The organism is Ruegeria sp. BB6 (assembly GCF_056539385.1).
This window is the reverse complement of the sequence record NZ_JBQFUW010000008.1, coordinates 74,339-92,265: the sequence shown is the minus strand read 5'-3', so window position 1 is coordinate 92,265 and position 17,927 is coordinate 74,339. Positions and strand designations below refer to the sequence as shown.

The following is a 17,927-nucleotide window of genomic DNA, read 5'->3' as shown; positions in this document are numbered from 1 at the left end:
CACAGGTCGAGCCGAACACCTTCTTCCGATATCTCTGGAAATGGGCAACGTTCGGCGGACCGCCCAGTTCAGCAAAACCTTGTTCGGAAGAATTTGCACCACTCTTTGATTTCCTGATCCACTGATACCCGGCTTCAGGTCTTGCGAGCAGCGCAGCGCAACGCTAGGTCCAATATATACAGACCGGAGACCCCATGACCCGAACACCTGAAGACATCAGCCACGTCTTGCTGGAAGCCGCTCGTAAAGCAGGGGCCGAAGCAGCCGATACCATCGTGCTTGACGGATCCTCTGTCTCGGTCGAGGTACGTGGCGGGGCGCTGGAGCATGCGGAACGGTCGGAAGGTACCGATTTGGGGCTGCGCGTTTTTCTCGGCCAGCGACAAGCGATCGTTTCAAGCTCGGACAGTCGCCCGGAAACCCTGACGGCCATGGCCGAACGCGCCGTTGCGATGGCGCGTGAAGCGCCCGATGATCCCTATGCTGGCTTGGCGCAATCTGACCAGCTTGCGGCCAATTGGGACACTGAGACGCTGGAACTTTTTGACCCTGCACCTGAACCTTCAGCCGAAGACCTGATGCAGGACGCGCTGGCGGCCGAGGCAGCCGCGCTTTCCGTTCAGGGCGTTACGCAAGTGTCTGACGCGGCCGCCTCATACGGGACGCATCGCGTCCATCTGGCTGCCACGAACGGCTTTTCCGGCGGTTATGTACGCAGCAGTCGATCCACATCCTGCGTTGCGATCTCGGGCGAAGGCACAGGGATGGAACGTGACTACGATGGCGACAGCCGCACCTTCCAGTCAGACCTGCGCAGTCCGGCAGATATCGGCCAGAGCGCCGGAGAACGCGCCGTGCAACAGGTCGGGGCGCGCCAACCCGCAACGGGGACATTTCCGGTTCTGTTTGACGAGCGTATTTCGTCGTCGCTGATTGGTCATCTTCTGGGGGCCAGCAACGGCTCGGCGATCGCACGCGGTGCATCCTGGTTGTCAGATTGCCTGGGTGAGCAGGTTCTGCCCGATCACCTGTCCCTGATCGAAGACCCGCATCGCCCGCGCATTTCAGGATCGCGCCCTTTCGATGCCGAAGGTCTGCCAACCCGCCGCAGGGCTATCGTTGAAAACGGTATTCTGACCGGTTGGACGCTTGACCTGTCCAGTGCGCGCAAGCTCGATATGGCGTCAACCGGGAACGCGGCGCGCGGCGTATCCGGCCCACCGTCCCCCAGCAACTGGAACCTGAGCCTGACACAAGGTGATCAAAGCCGGGCAGAGTTGCTGCGCGACATGGGCACAGGGCTGCTGGTGACCTCGATGATCGGATCAACGATCAACCCGAACACGGGCGACTACTCACGAGGTGCGTCCGGTTTCTGGGTCGAAAACGGCGAGATCGCCTATCCGGTCAATGAATGCACAATCGCAGGCAACCTGCGCGATATGCTCAAACGGATCATTCCGGCAAACGACGCGCGAACATACCTGTCCCGCGTTGTCCCGTCCCTGTTGATCGAAGGGATGACACTTGCCGGCAACTGACCTGCCCCTGCTCATCGACGCCGCGCTGGAGGCGGGAAAGATCGCCACCCGGTATACAGGAGGATCGGCGCGCCGGTGGGACAAGCCTGACGGCGCTGGCCCAGTGACCGAGGCCGATCTGGCCGTTAACGCGATGCTTGAACACACCTTGCCCGCGGCTCGACCTGACTATGGCTGGTTGAGCGAGGAAACCGAAGATTCGCAGGACCGGTTGAGCAAGTCTCGGGTGTTCATCATCGACCCTATCGACGGCACGCGCAGTTTTGCCGAAGGATCACGTACCTGGGCACATTCGCTGGCCATCGCAGACGAAGGCGAGGTGACGGCGGCCGTAATATACTTGCCTGTTCGCGACTTGCTGTACGCAGCCGCCAAGGGACAAGGCGCGACGCTGAACGGAACACCAATCCGGGTATCGGGCATCACCGATTTGAAGTCCGCCGAAATACTGGCTGCAAAACCCAATCTGGACGCGCGCCATTGGCTACAGGGCCAGCCCCCCGAGTTCCTGCGCAACTATCGGCCTTCGCTGGCCTACCGGATGGCCCTTGTCGCGCAAGGACGGTTCGACGGTATGCTGACCCTTCGTCCAAGTTGGGAATGGGACATCGCCGCCGGAGATCTGATCATACGCGAAGCGGGCGGGGTTTGCTCGGACAGATCGGGGCAACCTTTGCGGTTCAACAATGCGCACCCGCGCCTGAGCGGAGTGATTGCAGCAGGCGCGCCCATTCATGAAAAACTGTTCGGGCAGCTTGAACCGAACAGCTCGGGCATCGCTTCATGAGCAAGCCGCGCTCGATTAGCCTGGCCGCCTATCGCATCCTGTCGTGGGGTGTACCCAACGCGACCGGCCAACCCTATGTCCCTCGTCCGACGGGCGAGGTGATCTGGATTCACATCGGAACGCAGGAAAGGCAGCGGGCTGTTGTGGATTTTTGCCAGAGATTGCAGCAAGCCCGTCCGAACCTTTCGGTCGTGCTGACTGCCCCGCCAGAGGCCGACCTGACCCGATGGGATGCCTGTATGTATCCACTGATCACCCTGCCAAGCGAGCAGACAGGGGCTGCGCGTACGTTTCTGGATCATTGGCACCCCGATATCGGACTTTGGGTCGGCGGCGGCGTCATGCCGAACCTGATCACCCGCGCCTCAGAGCGAGAAATTCCCCTGATCCTGATCGAGGCAGAGGTCGATATCAAGGTCGCACGCGGCGGGCGGTGGCTGCCTGACATTACCCGATATACGCTGGACTGTTTCGACACCATCCTGGCGACTACTCCGGACGTGATACGGCACATACGCCGCCTGGGAGTTTCTTCCTCGAAGGTCGAAGTGTCACCGCCTTTGCATGTCAGCCCCAATCCACGCCCGTGGCCAGAAGACGAGCTGATCGAAATGACGCACGCTTTGTCCGGTCGCCCCGTCTGGCTGGCAGCCTGGATTCAGGACAAAGAGTTCATCTCGGTCCTCAGCGCCCATCGTCAGGCAATGCGGATGCTGCCGCGACTGGCGCTTGTGCTGCATGTGGCTGACATTTCAGAAGCTGATCCATTGCGTCAGCGCCTGGAATCCATGGACCTGCGTTGCGTCAACTGGGATGACGGGGGAACAATCGAGGATACGACCCAGGTCATTCTGTCATCAGAGCCCGAAGACCTGGGCCTTTGGCAGCGCGTTTCGGCTGTGACTTTCATGGGCAGCTCTCTGGAACGGGGCGCTGGCGGCCAAGACCCGCTGACCGCCACGGCGCTTGGGTCTGCCATCATTCACGGCCCGTTTGTGCATCGCCACCAGCAACTGTACGATCAACTAGACCGAGCGAGCGCGGCTCGCACCGTCAGAAGCGCCACCGAACTTGGTGACGCTGTCGTCGCGCTGCTGGCTCCTGACCGTGCGGCGGATATGGCTCTGGCGGGTTGGCAAATCGTAACCGAGGGAGCACCGCAGGCAGACCACCTAATCGACATCGTGCAGGACTGTCTGGATCAGCGGAGTTGAGATCATGCGAGCACCCGATTTCTGGAACACCGCACCCAATGAACTTTCCCTGCAGGCCCGCGTGCTGTCCCCGCTGGGGCGCATATACGCGGCGGCAACCGCGCGCCGGGTGGCCTCGGACTCTGGGCTGACACCGGGGGTGCCGGTCATTTGCGTCGGCAACCTGAATGCTGGCGGAACAGGGAAAACGCCAACAGTGATCTGGGTGATCGAACAGTTGCGCGACGCGTGGCACAAGGCACATGTCGTGACCCGAGGACATGGCGGATCACTAGACGGCCCGGTCCGCGTTGAACCCGGCAAACACACGGCCGCAGAGGTTGGTGACGAACCGCTGCTGCTTGCAGCTTTCGCAGATGTCTGGGTCGCCAAGGACCGCGCAGCGGGTGCGCGCGCCGCGGCAGCCGATGGTGCCACCGTTATCGTCCTTGACGACGGGTTTCAAAACCCTTCCGTGGCCAAGGATTTCTCGGTCGTTGTCGTGGACGCGGAAAAAGGGTTTGGAAACGGGCTATGCCTTCCGGCTGGCCCCTTGCGCGAACCCGTCGACGTTGGCCTGAAGCGCGCCGATCTTGTGCTGTCTCTTGGCGGTGCTGTCGCGCAGAAGCAATTCCGCGATCAATGGGGCGACCACTTGACCGTCCCGCACGCGACCGGCGCAGTCGAGCCATTGCAAACCGGGATGGATTGGAGTGACACGCCCGTTCTGGCCTTTGCTGGCATCGGCCACCCCGAGAAGTTTTTCGCAACACTTCGCCAGCAGGGGGCTACGCTTTTGCGTGCCGAGGCACTGGACGACCACCAGCCATTGACCCCTGCGCTGATGACACGGCTTGAGAATGAAGCACGCGCTCTTGGCGCTCAGATGGTGACAACCGAGAAAGACGCAGTGCGCTTGCCTGCCGCATTTCGCAGCAAGGTGATTACCCTTCCCGTCCGGCTGGCAATCAACGAAGGCGACAAGGTCAAACAGATGCTGCTTGAAGTCGCGCCGACGCCCTGAACAGCGACCGGCCCTCGCGGACCGGTCGCGCTTGCGTTAGCTGCCCAGCTCGTCTTCGATGATCTTTTTGAAATCATCGTAAGACATGTTGTCGATCTTCTTGCCGTTCACAAGGAAAGACGGAGTGGCCTGAATCCCGTCGCGCTCGGCGTTTTCTTGATACCATGCGACCAGCGTCTGAGCGCGGGTGCCGTCCTGAAGGCAAGCCTCAAGCTGGTTTTTCCCGATACCGGCCAGACGGCCGATCTTGCGCAGCTCGTCCACAATTTCGGTCGGGCCACCGGCGCGAGTCCATTCGGACTGGCCGTCATAGATCAGGTCAGAAATGGCAAAGAACTTCTCGGGCCCACCGCAGCGCGCCACCATCGATGCCCACAGGCCGTAGCGGTCGAAATACACCTCGCGGTAGATGAACTTGACCTTGCCGGTGTCGATAAAGTCCTTCTTGAGCTGCTTATACGGCCCTTTGTGGAAGCTTGCGCAATGCGGGCAGGTATAGGACGCATATTCGATAACCTCGACCGGTGCGTCGTTCGCCCCTTGCACCATCTCAACGATGGTCGAGGTGTCCAGATCAGCCTCTTGCGCTTCGGCGCCGCTGATCAGAGGGTTGGCGGATTGGGAATTCGACAGCGACAGCCAATAGCCGCCAGCGGCTATGGCGACAGCCGCGCAGATTCCGGTTGCAATACGGCTCATTCAACAGCCCTTTCTCAACGTTTTTGCTTGGTTAATACGTTACGGCCCAGACGTTCAAGGGCTGCACGCAGATCGCCATCATGCACGTCCTGCGCTGCCCGGTCCGCCTCGGCCGCAATCTCTGGTTCGATCTTGGGTTTCGGCGCTTTCGGCTTGTGGTCGAAACTGGCCTGCCCCTCGGCAAATCCTATCGGAGCGGTTTGCGTGATGCGCACCCGGCTGATTGCGTTATAGCCGTAGACGGCGTTCACCTTACCGCGCAACTGTTCCTTCTGCATTTCCAGCATCGGAGCCTGCGGTCCGGTGGTCAGCACGGTCAGCGTAGCCCCCATCCCGCCCTTTCCGTAGCCCACATTCACGGGCCGCGCGATGGCAGCCATGTCCTGCCCCACAATTTCAGCCCAATGAGTCAAAAGGCGCGTTACGGCGAAACCCCGGCTTTCACCGGCGTGCCTGATCTGGTCGTTCAGCAATGTCGCGGTGCGTTTGAACCCGCGGGTCGAAGAACGTCTGCGTTGCATCTGGTTTCCAACTCCTGCGCCGCTATTGTAAAGGGCAGGACACTGGGCGCCAGCGAAACCCGACACGGAGATACATAAAACTTGCGTGACTCTGCCGATTTGAACGTAAGCGAGGAATTGCTGGCCTGGTATGACCGCCATGCGCGGGAAATGCCGTGGCGGGTTGGACCGGCGGACCGGGCCGCCGGGGTGCTGCCCGATCCCTATCGCGTCTGGCTGTCCGAAGTGATGTTGCAGCAAACCACGGTTGCCGCCGTGCGCGACTATTTCCTGCGCTTCACCACCCGCTGGCCATCGGTACAGGCGCTGGCATCAGCGCCCGACGATCAAGTCATGGGTGAGTGGGCCGGGCTGGGCTACTATGCGCGCGCCCGCAACCTGCTTAAATGCGCGCGCGTGGTGACAGATGAATACGATGGAACATTCCCGAACACCTATGACGCCCTGCTGAAACTGCACGGTATTGGCCCCTATACCGCTGCTGCGATCTCAGCGATTGCATTTGACCGACCCGAAACTGTGCTTGACGGGAATGTCGAGCGCGTCATGTCCCGCCTTTACGATATTCACGATCCCCTGCCGGGCTCAAAACCGGTATTGAAAGAACATGCCGCCTTGCTGACTCCCAACAGCAGGCCCGGCGACTATGCGCAGGCGGTGATGGATCTGGGGGCAACCATCTGCACGCCAAAGTCCCCGGCCTGCGGTATTTGCCCTTTGCGCGATCCCTGCCTTGCACGCATGGCCGGAACTCAGGCTGATCTGCCTCGCAAGACAGCAAAGAAACCAAAGCCAACGCGATACGGGCATATCTATATTGCACAGGCAGCGAATGGCGATCTGCTGATGGAACGGCGACCGGACAAAGGCCTGTTGGGTGGCATGCTAGGCTGGCCGGGCTCGGAATGGACCGACGCGCCTGAGAGTTCCCCTCCGTTTCCAGCGGAATGGCAGCAGCTATCGGGCGAGGTGCGACACACGTTCACTCATTTCCATCTGATCCTGCGGGTCTGGACCGCCCCCCTTCCCCAAGGATTGCTTCCGAATGACCTGCTTGTCGTGGGAAAACACAGGTTTCAACCCAGCGATCTGCCGACCGTCATGCGCAAGGCGTACGACCTCTGGCGCGAACGGTAACCCATTGTGCGGAATATCGGACTAGGACTAATCTTGGCGCAATCGTTCGGAGCCACTCGATGACCGCAGCAGAAACCCCCAGCCACTGGCAATCCGCCCTCCCGTTCTGGGTGTCTTTCCTGCTGATCCCGCTGATCTGGATCACCGCATTTGCGGGCGGGTGGTGGGTTTTGCTGGTGCCGCTGTCGACCTGGTGGACCTTTGCACTACTGGACCGGCTGACAGGTCTGGAGTTGAGCAACGCGGATCCTGACACCCCTGACACTACATTGCAGTGGTACATCCTGTTGACCAAGGCGTGGGTTCCGGCGCAGTTCCTGACGCTCTATGGCCTTATTTGGTACGCAACACACACAGATCACCTGTCATCACTGGCAAAAATAGGCCTGTTATTTGGCATGGGGGTCCTTTCAGGCACGATCGGTATCAACTACAGCCACGAATTGATGCACCAGAAAGGGCGACTGGAACGCTGGCTGGGCGATATCCTCTTGGCGATGGTGCTGTATTCGCATTTCCGGTCCGAACACCTGCTGGTCCATCACCGGTTTGTCGGCACCCCCCGAGACCCCGTGACCGCGCGCTATAACGAAGGATTTCACCGGTTCTACCCCCGCGTTCTGCGCCAATGCCTAGTGTCGGCGTTTCGCGCCGAAAAGGACAAGCTGGCTCGTAAGGACCGCCGCTGGACCGACCTCGCCAATCCCTTCTGGCGGTATTGGACCTTGCAGGGCGGCATGCTGTTGTTGGCATTTCTGATTGGCGGCTGGTCCGGCTTGGCCCTATTCCTGATTCAGGCAGGTGTCGCCATCTGGCAGCTCGAGCTGGTCAACTATGTTGAACACTATGGGCTGACCCGCAAACATCTGGGCGATGGGAAATACGAACACGTTCTGCCGCGCCATTCGTGGAACGCATCACATAAGGCGTCAAACTGGCTGCTGATCAACCTGCAAAGGCACTCGGACCACCACTACAAACCCAACCGCCGGTTCCCGCTGTTGCAGCACCACTCGGAAGACACCGCGCCGCAACTTCCATTTGGCTATCCGGTGATGACGGTCGCCGCGATGGTGCCCCCACTTTGGCGCCGAGTCATGAACCCGCGCGTTCGGGCCTGGCGACGGCAATACTATCCCGAAATCACCGATTGGGCGCCCTACAACGCGTCGCGCAACCCTTTGCCAAGAACCTGACCGCAGCGCGCATCAGCGCGCTGCCCGGCCCAACGAATTTAATTGCATCTTGGATGCACGTAAATTCGGCGGGAGACCGACCCTAAAGCACCCAAACATCCATGGGCTTCTCGACGCCGCGCACAACCTGGTTCTCGCGTTTGGCAAAACCTCGCATCAGGTCCGGCAGGTTTTGGCCTTCTTCGGTCAGCTTCGCGCGCACCTCGTCGCTCAGCACGGCGCGCGCACTGTACTCGCGGGTCAATGCCTCCAGCTTGGCCGCTACGTTGACTGCATCGCCGATGACGGCGAACTCCAGCCTGTTTGCGCCGATGTCGCCCAGAACGACCGATCCATAATGAACACCGATGCCCACTTGAATCTCGGGCTCGCCCTGACGTTTCCGTTCCACGTTCCAACGGTCGACCACATGCACCATGTCCCGAGCGCAGGCCACGGCGTTTGTGGCGTCCAACGGGGTTGGAACCGGAGTACCGAACGTGGCCATCAACCCGTCGCCCAGATACTTGTCCAACGTCCCATGATGCCGAAAAACCTCGGTCTCCATACGGGCGTGAAAACCGCGCAGAACCTCGATCACCTCATAGGGGTCGCGCCCGGCGGCGTATTTGGTAAATCCGACAATATCGATGAACAGAACCGCAATGTTTTCCTTGCGCACCTGTTTGAGAGGTTCGTCATTCTGGCTTAGCTGATCGACCACATTCGGCGAGAAATACCGGGACAGGTTTGCGCGCTCACGCTCCAGCCCGGCATTGGTCAACAGCAGTTGATTGAGCCGCCGCATCGAAACCCCAAGCGTCACGGCGACCATCACAAACACGACCACCTGCTGAATCCGCTGCGATGGCATAAAGCTGTTGGGATCAAGCAGCTCAGCAACGTCTGGGTAGCCTGACAAAGCCTGCGCGACACGCTCGCTTATGCCCGGAATCGGGGTCGAGACCCACCACGCAATCAGCCAGCCCGCCGTCCACACCAATGCTGTCCACGATCCGATCGCGACGACCGTGCGCCATGAATAGGCCAACGTTCCCGCAGCCAGAATGATGAAGAAATACTGAAAGTTGTCGAATCGGTACTGCATGGCCAACGGCCGCACATCATCGCTAAAGGGGTTGGGCACGATCATGCCCAGCGTCATGATCAGAAGGTCCACAAAGATCAGCAGAAGTTCGGTGCGCGATTGCCCAACCTGACCGGCCTTGCGGATCAGCCACCCATTTGCGCAGATCAAAAGCAGAATGAAGTGATACCACAGCACTTCCCATTGCGGGTTCAGGAAGATCAACAAAATGCCCGTCAGACCCATCGCGATCCAGCGGGCTCTGACAGCCAGAACAAGCCCCTCGCGCTTGTGCTTCTCAAGCGCGGCTTCGGTGTATTTATTGTCCATATCGTAGCTGTCAGGGCGCGTTACGAAAAACCGTCCAAAGCGCGATTCACTGGCTGTGGTGTCCGACATTGCTGAGACTCCTTCGGTGCGCTGCAAGCTGTTAAAGGCTCATATCGGAACTGGAAAGGGAAGAAAACAAAAGACCCCGCCGGGATCGGCGGGGCAAGGCTTAGTGCCTTGTGTCAGGCCACAGGCACCGGCGGTATTCGTGAAATCAGTTATGCATCTCCGACCGAATCTGCTGACGCAGCACGTCGATCGGTACGGTCTTGCCGTCGCGCTTGAAGCACCAATAGGTCCAGCCGTTGCAAGACGGCGCATTCTCAAGCTGCGCCCCGACCTGATGGATCGAGCCCTTAACGTTGTTGCCCACCAGCGTGCCATCGGCGCGAACCTTGGCCTTGTGACGCTGGTTCATGGAATACAGCTCCTCACCCGGGCGCAGCATGCCGCGTTCAACCAGCTGGCCAAACGGCACGCGCGGCTCGGCGCGTTTGCTGGCGCTGACTTCCAGCGCCTCACGGTCGAATTTACGAACCTTGGCAATGCGTTTCTCGGCCACCTTGCGATAGCTTTCCTCGCGCTCGATCCCGATAAACTCACGTCCCAGCATCTTGGCGACGGCCCCGGTCGTGCCGGTACCAAAGAACGGATCCAACACCACATCACCAGGGTTGGTCGAGCCGATCAGAACCCGATGCAACAGCGATTCCGGCTTCTGCGTCGGATGCGCCTTGTCGCCGTTCTCGTCCTTCAGACGCTCATGCCCGGTGCAGATCGGCAGCACCCAATCGCTGCGCATCTGCACACCTTCGTTCAGCGCCTTCAGCGCCTCATAATTGAACGTGTATTTCGCGCCTTCGCGTTTACTGGCCCAGATCATCGTCTCATGCGCATTGGTGAACCGCTTGCCGCGGAAATTCGGCATCGGGTTCGACTTGCGCCACACCACGTCGTTCAAAATCCAGTATCCCGCGTCCTGCAGGGCCGAGCCCACACGGAAGATATTGTGATACGACCCAATCACCCAGATCGCGCCATTGGGTTTCAACAAACGATGCGCCGCCTTCAGCCAGTCGCGGGTGAACTGGTCATAGGCCGCAAAGCTGGAAAACTGATCCCAGTGGTCATCAACCGCATCCACCTGAGAGTTGTCAGGGCGATGCAACTGACCTTTCAGCTGCAAATTATAGGGCGGATCCGCAAAGATCAGGTCAACCGACGCCTCGGGCAGACTGTTCATCACATCGATGCAGCCCCCGGATAGAATCGTGTTTAAAGGGAGCGCTTTTGCGCCCTTTTTGGTGATTATTGTCATTTTACTGCCTCAAGTATCCACGGCGCTTTTGCGCTCATTTGGTTGAGACCAGGATGAGTCAAAGTCGATTCGCCGTCAATTTCTTTTTTGAATCAGCAGCTTACAATTTACCCTTGATACAAGATATTGTGTACGGGTTTGAACGAACGTCTATGGTGTGGGGTCACACCAAGATTTTGCAGCGCGTCCCTGTGTTGTTTTGACGGATAACCAGCGTTTGTCTCCCACCCATAGCCGGGATGCTGTTGCGCCAAATCCACCATCACCTGATCACGCCAGTTTTTCGCAATGATAGATGCGGCTGCAATCGACACCGAGTGCGCGTCGCCTTTGACAACGGCCTGAGAGGGGATCGTCAGCCCACGCGGAATCAAGTTTCCGTCAATCAAAAGATAGTCCGGCGGCGGGTCCAGCGCGGCCACCGCCCGCTCCATCGCAAGATGCGAGGCACGCAAGATGTTGTGCTCGTCGATCTCTGCGACCGTTGCCTCGGCTAATGCGAACTCTGTCCGCGCACGTATTTCAGCATCCAGACCGGCACGACGTTTCGCGGTCAGTTTCTTTGAATCGTTCAGCCCGTCGGGGATGTCATCGGCGCTCAGTATCACGGCAGCCGCTACGACAGGGCCTGCCAATGGTCCACGGCCAACCTCGTCCACGCCCGCGATCCGCGTGTAGCCCTGCGCAACGGCGGCCTTTTCCAGTTCGTAATCAGGTTTCGTCATGCCTTGGAAAGACCGCGTTTCAAGCCCAACCGCAAGTAAAAAGGAAGGGGCAGACTGCGCTGCCCCCTCCCCACGGCGCTTCTGTGACGCCGCTCCTGCTCGAAACCGATTACCGGTAAACCACGCGGTATCCTTTTTGGCGCAGGCAGGCAGGCTCATAGGCACGTTTGACCTTTTTGCCGTTCCAGAAACCGACCTTGCACTCTTGCGGCAGGCTATTGGCGTGTTTGTAGTGCTTGCTCAGACAGTTCGGACCAAGCAGGGGCCGCTTCGTTGAATATTTCTCGTAGGTCCGCAGGCATTTTTGCGGCAGGTCATACTTCGCAACCCGGCGCGGCAGGGGACGCACCGGGTAGTGCGGTTTGTTTGGGTTGGCATGGTAAACCGGCGGTTGGGTGCGGCTGACCCGCGCTTGGCTTTTCTCTTTGTTGTAATAGTGAACACCTGCGCCGATCAGCGCGATGGCGGCCAGACCTCCGAGGATGTCCCTCGCGTCCGCGGCCCGAGCCTGAGAGACCGAGACGCCGGTGATGGCAATAGCAGTGGCAACGATAAGCGCGATGAATTTCCGGTGCATAATGCTTGTCCTTTTTCGAGTACAACGACGATCCGACGCAGCGGTCGAATTCCTTGCATCAAACTTGGGGGCACCCCTGGAAGACACGCAATAACGGGCGGATGATATCGAATATCAATGCCCGAGACGCCCTTGCGTTATTGAATATCTGGGCGACCCATGCGCAGGATGCAGCCTATGAAACAGATCCTCCCTTCTCTGGCTGTCTTGGCCCTGTTATCGGTCGGCACTGCTGCATCTGCGGCTGATTGCTATGCCGACTACAAAGCCAAGCAGGACAATCCACTGCGCCTGCATTACGGCGTCATGCAGGTTTCGGCCTGTGATAAAGGCAAGGCAAAGAAAGAGGTCTCGCAGCGCCTGCGCGGGTCAGGCTGGACCTTGCTGAACGTGATATCGGTGTTTGGGCCGGATGGGTTGGACAAAAGGAAGGCCAATGCCGGAAAATTCTATCTCCGTTACTGAGGCCCGGCGATCAGGTGCAAGACTGGTTGGCGCAGGTATCGCGGCCATCGTTCTGATTCTGATAACGGCGGCAGTTTTCCTGTTCTGGACACTCCCCGATGCCAACGCATTTAACGCGCGCGTGGAACGTCTGTTTATCGAAAGCGACCTGACCTCGCAGGCCGAGATTCGCCTGCTGGAAATCCTCGCGCAATCCGGGACGGCCTTTGCAGATACGCTGTCCAGTTACAGAATGGTCATTTTTGTGCTGCTGGTGTTTGCCACTGCCATGCTGGTCACCGCCCTGGTATTTCTGGTTATGCTCGTCCTGCTGAACCGTCGGATGGCCCAGATTGAAAGGACCGGCATTCAGGTCACGTCTTTGCTGATCAGCCGCGAAGAAAACACGGTCTATCTGAACAACATGGACTTCAAGCTGACACCCGCCGCGATGGAGACGTTGGCCGTTCTGGCCGAGTCCAGATTGGACGATGAAATGCTGTCCGGCGCGCAGATCGAGGCCGTTATTTCCGGCAAAGACGCCTCTGATTGCGAAGAAGCCGCCGGTGCCACGCGGATCAAAAGGCTGCGCGATGCTCTGGGCAACCAGATGGTCAGTGAGTTGCTGGTCAAGAACATCGCCAAAAAAGGGTATATGCTTTCCATCGAGAAGGACGTGATTCAGATGGTCTGAGCACGCCCGGACGCACACCAGTTGTTTGGAAATCTGTTGACCCAGCCCCTTGGAAATTCGGGATTGAAAGCCCATCCTTAAGGAACCCGCGCCAGGGAGGTTGATCATGAACGTCCACGCCACACCTCAATCAGCAGGTTATCGAATCTCGACAGAACAGTTAGACGGCCCGATCGCAATATACCGGGGCGATATTCTGCTGGCCAAAAGCTCCAACGCCAAGGTTATGTACGAGACCCGGCTGCCGCCAACAATTTACATCCCCCGCGAAGACGTATGCGTGGATCTGGGTGACGAAACCGACTTGCAGACCTTTTGCCCCTTCAAAGGGACCGCGACCTATCATGATGTCGTCCTGAACGGTGAGCGTCTGGCAAACAGTGTCTGGGCCTATGAAGAGGCGTTGCCCGAAAGCAAATCAATTCAAGGCCACATAGGGTTCATGCCCGCTGCTTATGACCGAATTGACCTGGGGCAAAACCGACTCAGGGCACCCGAAGACGGTAACATCAGTGGGCCTTTGATTGATTGGCTAATGCGTGGCGCGTCCGAGATCGCGACCTCCGAAGACTTCACCAAGGCGCTGGCCGAGAAAATGCTGGAACATGGAATCGCGATCCAGCGCCTCAGCATTCTGGTCTGGTCGCTGCACCCTCTGATCGCGGGTAAACACTATATCTGGGAAAAGGGCGTGGACGAAATCTCGACCAACGTGCCCACCTATGAGATTCACGACCACCCGGCCTATATCAACAGCCCCCTCCGGCATGTGTCGAACGGGCTGGGCGGCGTTCGCCAGCGCCTGAACGACGACAACCCTCAGAACAGCTTTCCCATCATGGAAGATTTGCGAGCCAAGGGCGCAACGGACTATGTCGCAATGCCTTTGCCGTTTTCCGATGGCCGCACCAATGTGCTGACTTTGACCTGCGATCATCCCGACGGCTTCACCACCGAAAATCTTGGATTAGTGTTCGAGTGTTCATCGGTGATTGCCCGATTTTATGAAGTTTTCATGCAGCGTGAGAACGCGCAGGTCTTGCTTGAAACCTACGTTGGAAAGCGTTCGGGCGCACGCGTGCTGGGCGGTGAAATTCGACGCGGTGACGGGGATGAGATCGACGCGGCGATCATGTTCTGCGACTTGCGCAACTCGACCAACCTGGAAGAAAGGCTGGGCCGGGCAGAGTATATTGGACTGTTGAACGAGTTCTTTGAAACCGTGTCGGGCATCGTTCACGAAAACGGTGGCGAAGTTCTCAAGTTCATCGGCGATGCGGTACTGGCTGTTTTCCCGGAAGGCGACGATTCAATTACGGCCCGCATTAACGCGCAGCGCACAGCCGTCGAAATCGTGGAAAAGCTGGGCGAGCTGCGTCGGTCAGGTTCCGACGAGCACTGTGATTGCTCTATCGGAGTCGCCTATGGGCGCGTAACATACGGCAACGTCGGCTCGCGTGAGCGGCTGGATTTCACCGTAATTGGACGTGCTGCAAATATCGCGGCGCGGCTGGGGGAATACGGAAAGACAGTCAACCACAGGATTGTCGTATCATCCGACATCGTTCCGGCCTGCGTTGACGCAGTACCGCTAGGGGACATAAGACTTCATAATGTTTCTCAGCCTGTCGCGTCCTTTGCTCTGCAAACTTCTGCGGATGGTGCACTGAATTCCTGACGCGCCGTGCTTTGACGCCGCTTTCCTTGGCTGGGGTTCGGGATTCTACGCCCCTAGCAGGATCAATGCAGTCTGGGCGGGCGAAATCGTGCTTTGAAGCTGCGCGATCTGACTGCGTGCAAGGTATTGATCGGTCAATCGATTGACTGCCGTTTCCTCTGAAAACTGCGATAAGTCGTCCGTGCCTGTTAGCCCTGCCAACCTATCCTTGAACACCTCAAGCTGCTTATCAATGTCCAACTGGGCAAAACTCGAAGGAAGGCCAAGTGCCGTTTCCATCATGTTCCGCAAGGGTGGAAGGCTCATCAAATCGAACCACTTGGTGTCAGCGCCACTATCCTGAACCGCCAGATCCGCCAACGCGTGCTGAGCGTAAAGCGCGATTCGCATTGTCTCGTCGCTTTGTCCCACGGCGACTTCAAACCGCGAGACCACATTGTCCTTTGCGATATCTTCCATAAAGGTGAGTAAACCCGTTTTGCGAATTTCACCTGGCTCCAAGCCAAATGCCTCGGACAATTCGCGGTATCTTTTGTCGGACAAGCGGTTTGACAACGCATCCTCGGCGGATGTGCCGTCAGACAGCACCTTTTGAATGAAGTAGCGATTGTTGATGTCGCCTTCCAAGCCGAAAGCACCCAGCGCCACCTGCAGCAAGCGGCGATCAGAAACCAAATCTTCAGCGGTCTGCACTTTCTGGATGTTGTCCAGAAAATATCTGGTTTCCCTTTCGTTCACGGTGGCGGAAGAAAAGCTATCCAACTGCGCGTCATAGGTGCGCTGAAGAAACCTCCACCCGACAAGGCCGCCTGACGGTACAACGGGCTGGAATGTCATTGCTGAAAGGCCATCAGCCGCTCCTCTCTCGGCAAAAGAGCACGAAGGGATTTGAGGCACTTGTAATACTGCTCGGCCAGAAGTGCGTCTGTAGCTTCAGCAAGCACCTTCCGGCTATCTGTGTCCGTGAAGACCTGACTCAACTCCTCGACCCGGCGCAGCAATTGCTGCCGCGCCTGATCGGGCTCCATATCTCCGGATAGCACGAGTTGAGCTGCATAGCAGACGCGGCGGACGGGCGTGTTCACTTCGTCCGGATGTATGGCGTCGCGAAGACGCAAAACATTCGCTTGGGGCGTCATGATCGAAAAGCGGCTGCGCCGGTCCCCGTTTTCCAGAACAACGCCATTGATCAACACCCGCTCTTTTGGGGCAAGTTTCAAAACCAAACCACCCATCAGGTTGCCCCCATTTGCCGCAGTCCGCGAAGGACGGCCATATTGATCTCCAACAAGGGTTCGACGGTCGCTTTGTTGCCCAGAACCTGGCTGCTGTGCTGTTCCGTAAACTCGGCCAGATAAAATATCCGAGCGCGCAAGTCGTTGGGCAAAGCATTGTCGGAATCCGTGACGCCATTTGCCAGAACAGACCACAGTCGCCGATTTTCATGCAGCGCATGCACAAACCCGCCAAAGTCGGATTTCTGTCGGGCAGCCGCGGCCTTGAGGCGACGCGTGATTTTCGAGATGGCCTCATACTCGGTATCACGCGGTGTACGCGTTGGTGCGGCCATCTGAGCATAGGCGCGGTGCGCCAAGGTTTGCGGTGTCACTTGAAGTCCTTCCAATAATCCGGCTTTTGGCAATCAGAGCCGGGGCGCGCTTCCACGCCCCGACCAGGTTCCTGAGATTAGCGGAACAACGACAGGATCGACTGCGGAGCCTGGTTCGCAATCGACAACGACTGCGTGGCAAGCTGCTGCTAAACCTGCAGAGCCTGAAGGCGCGCCGACGTCTCTTCCATGTCAGCATCCACCAAAGAACCGATACCGGATTTAAACGAGTCCGCCAGGTTCGAGATAAACTCTTTCTGGGTTTCGATCCGGCCCTGCGACGACCCGAAAGCTGCCGATGCGTCAATCGATGTATCAATCAGTGCCTCGACCGAAGCCAGCGCAGCCGTCGCTCCTGCGCCGGTCGAAACGTCGATACCCGTCAGCGCACCCAGTCCGCCCGAGCCAGCGTTCACAAACTGAGCTGAAAACGAGAGGTCCTCACCGGTGCCATTTGTCACCGACAGCGTTCCGGCTGTACCAGAGTCGTAATCAACAGTCAGACCGGTAATTCCCAACTCTTCGATTTTTGCCTTCAGGCCCACAGCCACAAGATCACCTGTAGTGGTAGCAGCAGCGTCAGCGGTAGACACAGTGTAAGAGACGACCTGATCGTCGATAGCTACGATAACCTTGTCACCCGCCGCGAACGTGCCGCTGGATTCATCGGTCACCAGAGCTGTCGCCGAGGTTGTGCCATTGTCGATAGTGGCACCAACCCTGTCATTGCCGGCCGACGCGCCGGTCGAGCCGTCAAACCCCTGCACCGCGGCGTAACCACCTGTGGACAGGTTCTGACCCGACACGCTGATCGACGACGGGGTGACGGCCCCGGTGCTGTCTCGATCCAGCGACGCCAGGATCGAAGCAGAACCCGTCGACCCATCCACCAGGTTCAGCCCATTGAACTGAGCCGCGCTGACAACAGAGGCGATTTGATCCTTCAACGCAGTGACGTCGTCATTGATTTTGCCGCGATCGACGTTGTCTTCTTGGGCAGCGACAATCTTGCCTTTCATCTGGGTCAGAAGATCGGTCACGGTTTCCGACGCGTTCCGGGCGACGGCAACGGTCGATTCACCCAGCGCCAGACTGTCCTTGATTGCGTTGAAGCCTTTGACATCCGACTCCATGACTTTGGAGATCGCCCAAACCGCCGAATTATCCTTGGCGGTCGCAACGTCCTTGCCGGTCGAGATCGCGTTCTGGGTCTGCGCCAGGTTCTTGTTGACCGATTTCAGGGTTTGCAGCGCAACCATTGCGCCATTGTTGGTCAGAATGCTGGACATAGCTTTCTTCCTTTTTCCGTTCGGGCCCTTTGTGCCCATGCTGACCCCGCACCACCTGCGGGCTTTGACGTCGTTCTGATCGGTGCGATCCGCCCTCCG

The 17,927-nt window shown here is 58.4% G+C and carries 19 protein-coding genes; 9 read left to right on the top strand and 10 right to left on the bottom strand.

All coding sequences use genetic code 11. The features are described from left to right. Nucleotides 1-194: 194 nt before the first annotated feature. The 4 genes from ACR0B7_RS17200 to lpxK are packed head-to-tail and all read left to right on the top strand — an operon-like array spanning nt 195 to nt 4,545. The gene (locus tag ACR0B7_RS17200; RefSeq protein WP_170485783.1) at nt 195-1,541 is read left to right on the top strand and encodes a TldD/PmbA family protein; all 1,347 of its coding nucleotides are present in this window, start codon (nt 195-197) and stop codon (nt 1,539-1,541) included. Then, nucleotides 1,528-2,328 (top strand): 3'(2'),5'-bisphosphate nucleotidase CysQ, encoded by an 801-nt coding sequence (locus tag ACR0B7_RS17195; RefSeq protein ID WP_170485784.1) that lies wholly within the window; start codon nt 1,528-1,530, stop codon nt 2,326-2,328. The genes ACR0B7_RS17200 and ACR0B7_RS17195 overlap by 14 nt, the downstream gene beginning before the upstream one ends. Continuing rightward, the gene (locus ACR0B7_RS17190; RefSeq protein ID WP_170559984.1) at nt 2,325-3,542 is read left to right on the top strand and encodes a glycosyltransferase N-terminal domain-containing protein; all 1,218 of its coding nucleotides are present in this window, start codon (nt 2,325-2,327) and stop codon (nt 3,540-3,542) included. The genes ACR0B7_RS17195 and ACR0B7_RS17190 overlap by 4 nt, the downstream gene beginning before the upstream one ends. 4 nt (nt 3,543-3,546) lie before the next feature. Next, a complete protein-coding gene (gene lpxK, locus ACR0B7_RS17185; RefSeq protein ID WP_170485786.1) occupies nt 3,547-4,545 on the top strand; it encodes a tetraacyldisaccharide 4'-kinase in 999 nt (332 codons plus the stop codon). A gap of 36 nt (nt 4,546-4,581) precedes the next feature. Here lpxK and ACR0B7_RS17180 read toward each other — a convergent pair whose 3' ends face one another. Together ACR0B7_RS17180 and ACR0B7_RS17175 are read right to left on the bottom strand one after the other, a co-directional pair. Continuing rightward, complete coding sequence (locus ACR0B7_RS17180) at nt 4,582-5,244, bottom strand: DsbA family protein (protein WP_170485787.1); 663 nt, start codon at nt 5,242-5,244, stop codon at nt 4,582-4,584. A 14-nt stretch (nt 5,245-5,258) separates the two neighbouring features. Further along, the gene (locus tag ACR0B7_RS17175; RefSeq protein WP_170388792.1) at nt 5,259-5,765 is read right to left on the bottom strand and encodes a DciA family protein; all 507 of its coding nucleotides are present in this window, start codon (nt 5,763-5,765) and stop codon (nt 5,259-5,261) included. Nucleotides 5,766-5,846: 81 nt separating this feature from the next. On the opposite strand from ACR0B7_RS17175, the gene mutY reads away from it, so the two are divergent. Both mutY and ACR0B7_RS17165 read left to right on the top strand, forming a co-directional pair. Then, nucleotides 5,847-6,902, top strand: a complete 1,056-nt coding sequence (gene mutY / locus ACR0B7_RS17170; RefSeq protein WP_170485788.1) for an A/G-specific adenine glycosylase — start codon at nt 5,847-5,849, stop codon at nt 6,900-6,902. A gap of 59 nt (nt 6,903-6,961) precedes the next feature. Next, on the top strand, nt 6,962-8,098 hold the full coding sequence (locus ACR0B7_RS17165) for an alkane 1-monooxygenase (protein WP_480682076.1): 1,137 nt from the start codon (nt 6,962-6,964) through the stop codon (nt 8,096-8,098). A gap of 82 nt (nt 8,099-8,180) precedes the next feature. On the opposite strand, the gene ACR0B7_RS17160 is transcribed toward ACR0B7_RS17165, so the two are convergent. The 4 genes from ACR0B7_RS17160 to ACR0B7_RS17145 form a co-directional block, all read right to left on the bottom strand. Further along, nucleotides 8,181-9,563, bottom strand: a complete 1,383-nt coding sequence (locus ACR0B7_RS17160; protein ID WP_170485790.1) for an adenylate/guanylate cyclase domain-containing protein — start codon at nt 9,561-9,563, stop codon at nt 8,181-8,183. 145 nt (nt 9,564-9,708) lie between these two features. Further along, nucleotides 9,709-10,812, bottom strand: coding sequence for a site-specific DNA-methyltransferase (locus ACR0B7_RS17155; RefSeq protein ID WP_170485791.1), 1,104 nt, complete (start codon nt 10,810-10,812; stop codon nt 9,709-9,711). Between the two features lie 107 nt (nt 10,813-10,919). Next, the gene (locus ACR0B7_RS17150; protein ID WP_170485792.1) at nt 10,920-11,537 is read right to left on the bottom strand and encodes a ribonuclease HII; all 618 of its coding nucleotides are present in this window, start codon (nt 11,535-11,537) and stop codon (nt 10,920-10,922) included. Nucleotides 11,538-11,646: 109 nt separating this feature from the next. Beyond that, on the bottom strand, nt 11,647-12,114 hold the full coding sequence (locus tag ACR0B7_RS17145) for a hypothetical protein (RefSeq protein WP_170485793.1): 468 nt from the start codon (nt 12,112-12,114) through the stop codon (nt 11,647-11,649). Nucleotides 12,115-12,291: 177 nt separating this feature from the next. Here ACR0B7_RS17145 and ACR0B7_RS17140 point away from each other — a divergent pair, with 177 nt between their 5' ends. The 3 genes from ACR0B7_RS17140 (at nt 12,292) to ACR0B7_RS17130 (ending at nt 14,930) form a co-directional block, all read left to right on the top strand. Next, nucleotides 12,292-12,579, top strand: coding sequence for a hypothetical protein (locus ACR0B7_RS17140; protein ID WP_170485794.1), 288 nt, complete (start codon nt 12,292-12,294; stop codon nt 12,577-12,579). Beyond that, on the top strand, nt 12,551-13,252 hold the full coding sequence (locus tag ACR0B7_RS17135) for a helix-turn-helix domain-containing protein (protein WP_170415739.1): 702 nt from the start codon (nt 12,551-12,553) through the stop codon (nt 13,250-13,252). Before ACR0B7_RS17140 ends, ACR0B7_RS17135 begins: the two co-directional genes overlap by 29 nt. 106 nt (nt 13,253-13,358) lie before the next feature. Beyond that, nucleotides 13,359-14,930 (top strand): DUF427 domain-containing protein, encoded by a 1,572-nt coding sequence (locus ACR0B7_RS17130; RefSeq protein WP_170485795.1) that lies wholly within the window; start codon nt 13,359-13,361, stop codon nt 14,928-14,930. 45 nt (nt 14,931-14,975) lie between these two features. Here the strand turns inward: ACR0B7_RS17130 and ACR0B7_RS17125 are convergent, their stop codons facing one another. The 4 genes from ACR0B7_RS17125 to ACR0B7_RS17110 all read right to left on the bottom strand — a co-directional run bounded on the left by ACR0B7_RS17125 (nt 14,976) and on the right by ACR0B7_RS17110 (nt 17,828). Further along, nucleotides 14,976-15,767, bottom strand: coding sequence for a DUF1217 domain-containing protein (locus ACR0B7_RS17125; RefSeq protein WP_170485796.1), 792 nt, complete (start codon nt 15,765-15,767; stop codon nt 14,976-14,978). Next, nucleotides 15,764-16,165, bottom strand: coding sequence for a flagellar biosynthesis repressor FlbT (gene flbT / locus ACR0B7_RS17120; RefSeq protein WP_170415745.1), 402 nt, complete (start codon nt 16,163-16,165; stop codon nt 15,764-15,766). Before flbT ends, ACR0B7_RS17125 begins: the two co-directional genes overlap by 4 nt. After that, nucleotides 16,165-16,539, bottom strand: coding sequence for a flagellar biosynthesis regulator FlaF (gene flaF, locus ACR0B7_RS17115; RefSeq protein ID WP_170485797.1), 375 nt, complete (start codon nt 16,537-16,539; stop codon nt 16,165-16,167). Before flaF ends, flbT begins: the two co-directional genes overlap by 1 nt. A gap of 149 nt (nt 16,540-16,688) precedes the next feature. Beyond that, nucleotides 16,689-17,828, bottom strand: a complete 1,140-nt coding sequence (locus ACR0B7_RS17110; RefSeq protein ID WP_480682072.1) for a flagellin N-terminal helical domain-containing protein — start codon at nt 17,826-17,828, stop codon at nt 16,689-16,691. Nucleotides 17,829-17,927: the final 99 nt, after the last annotated feature.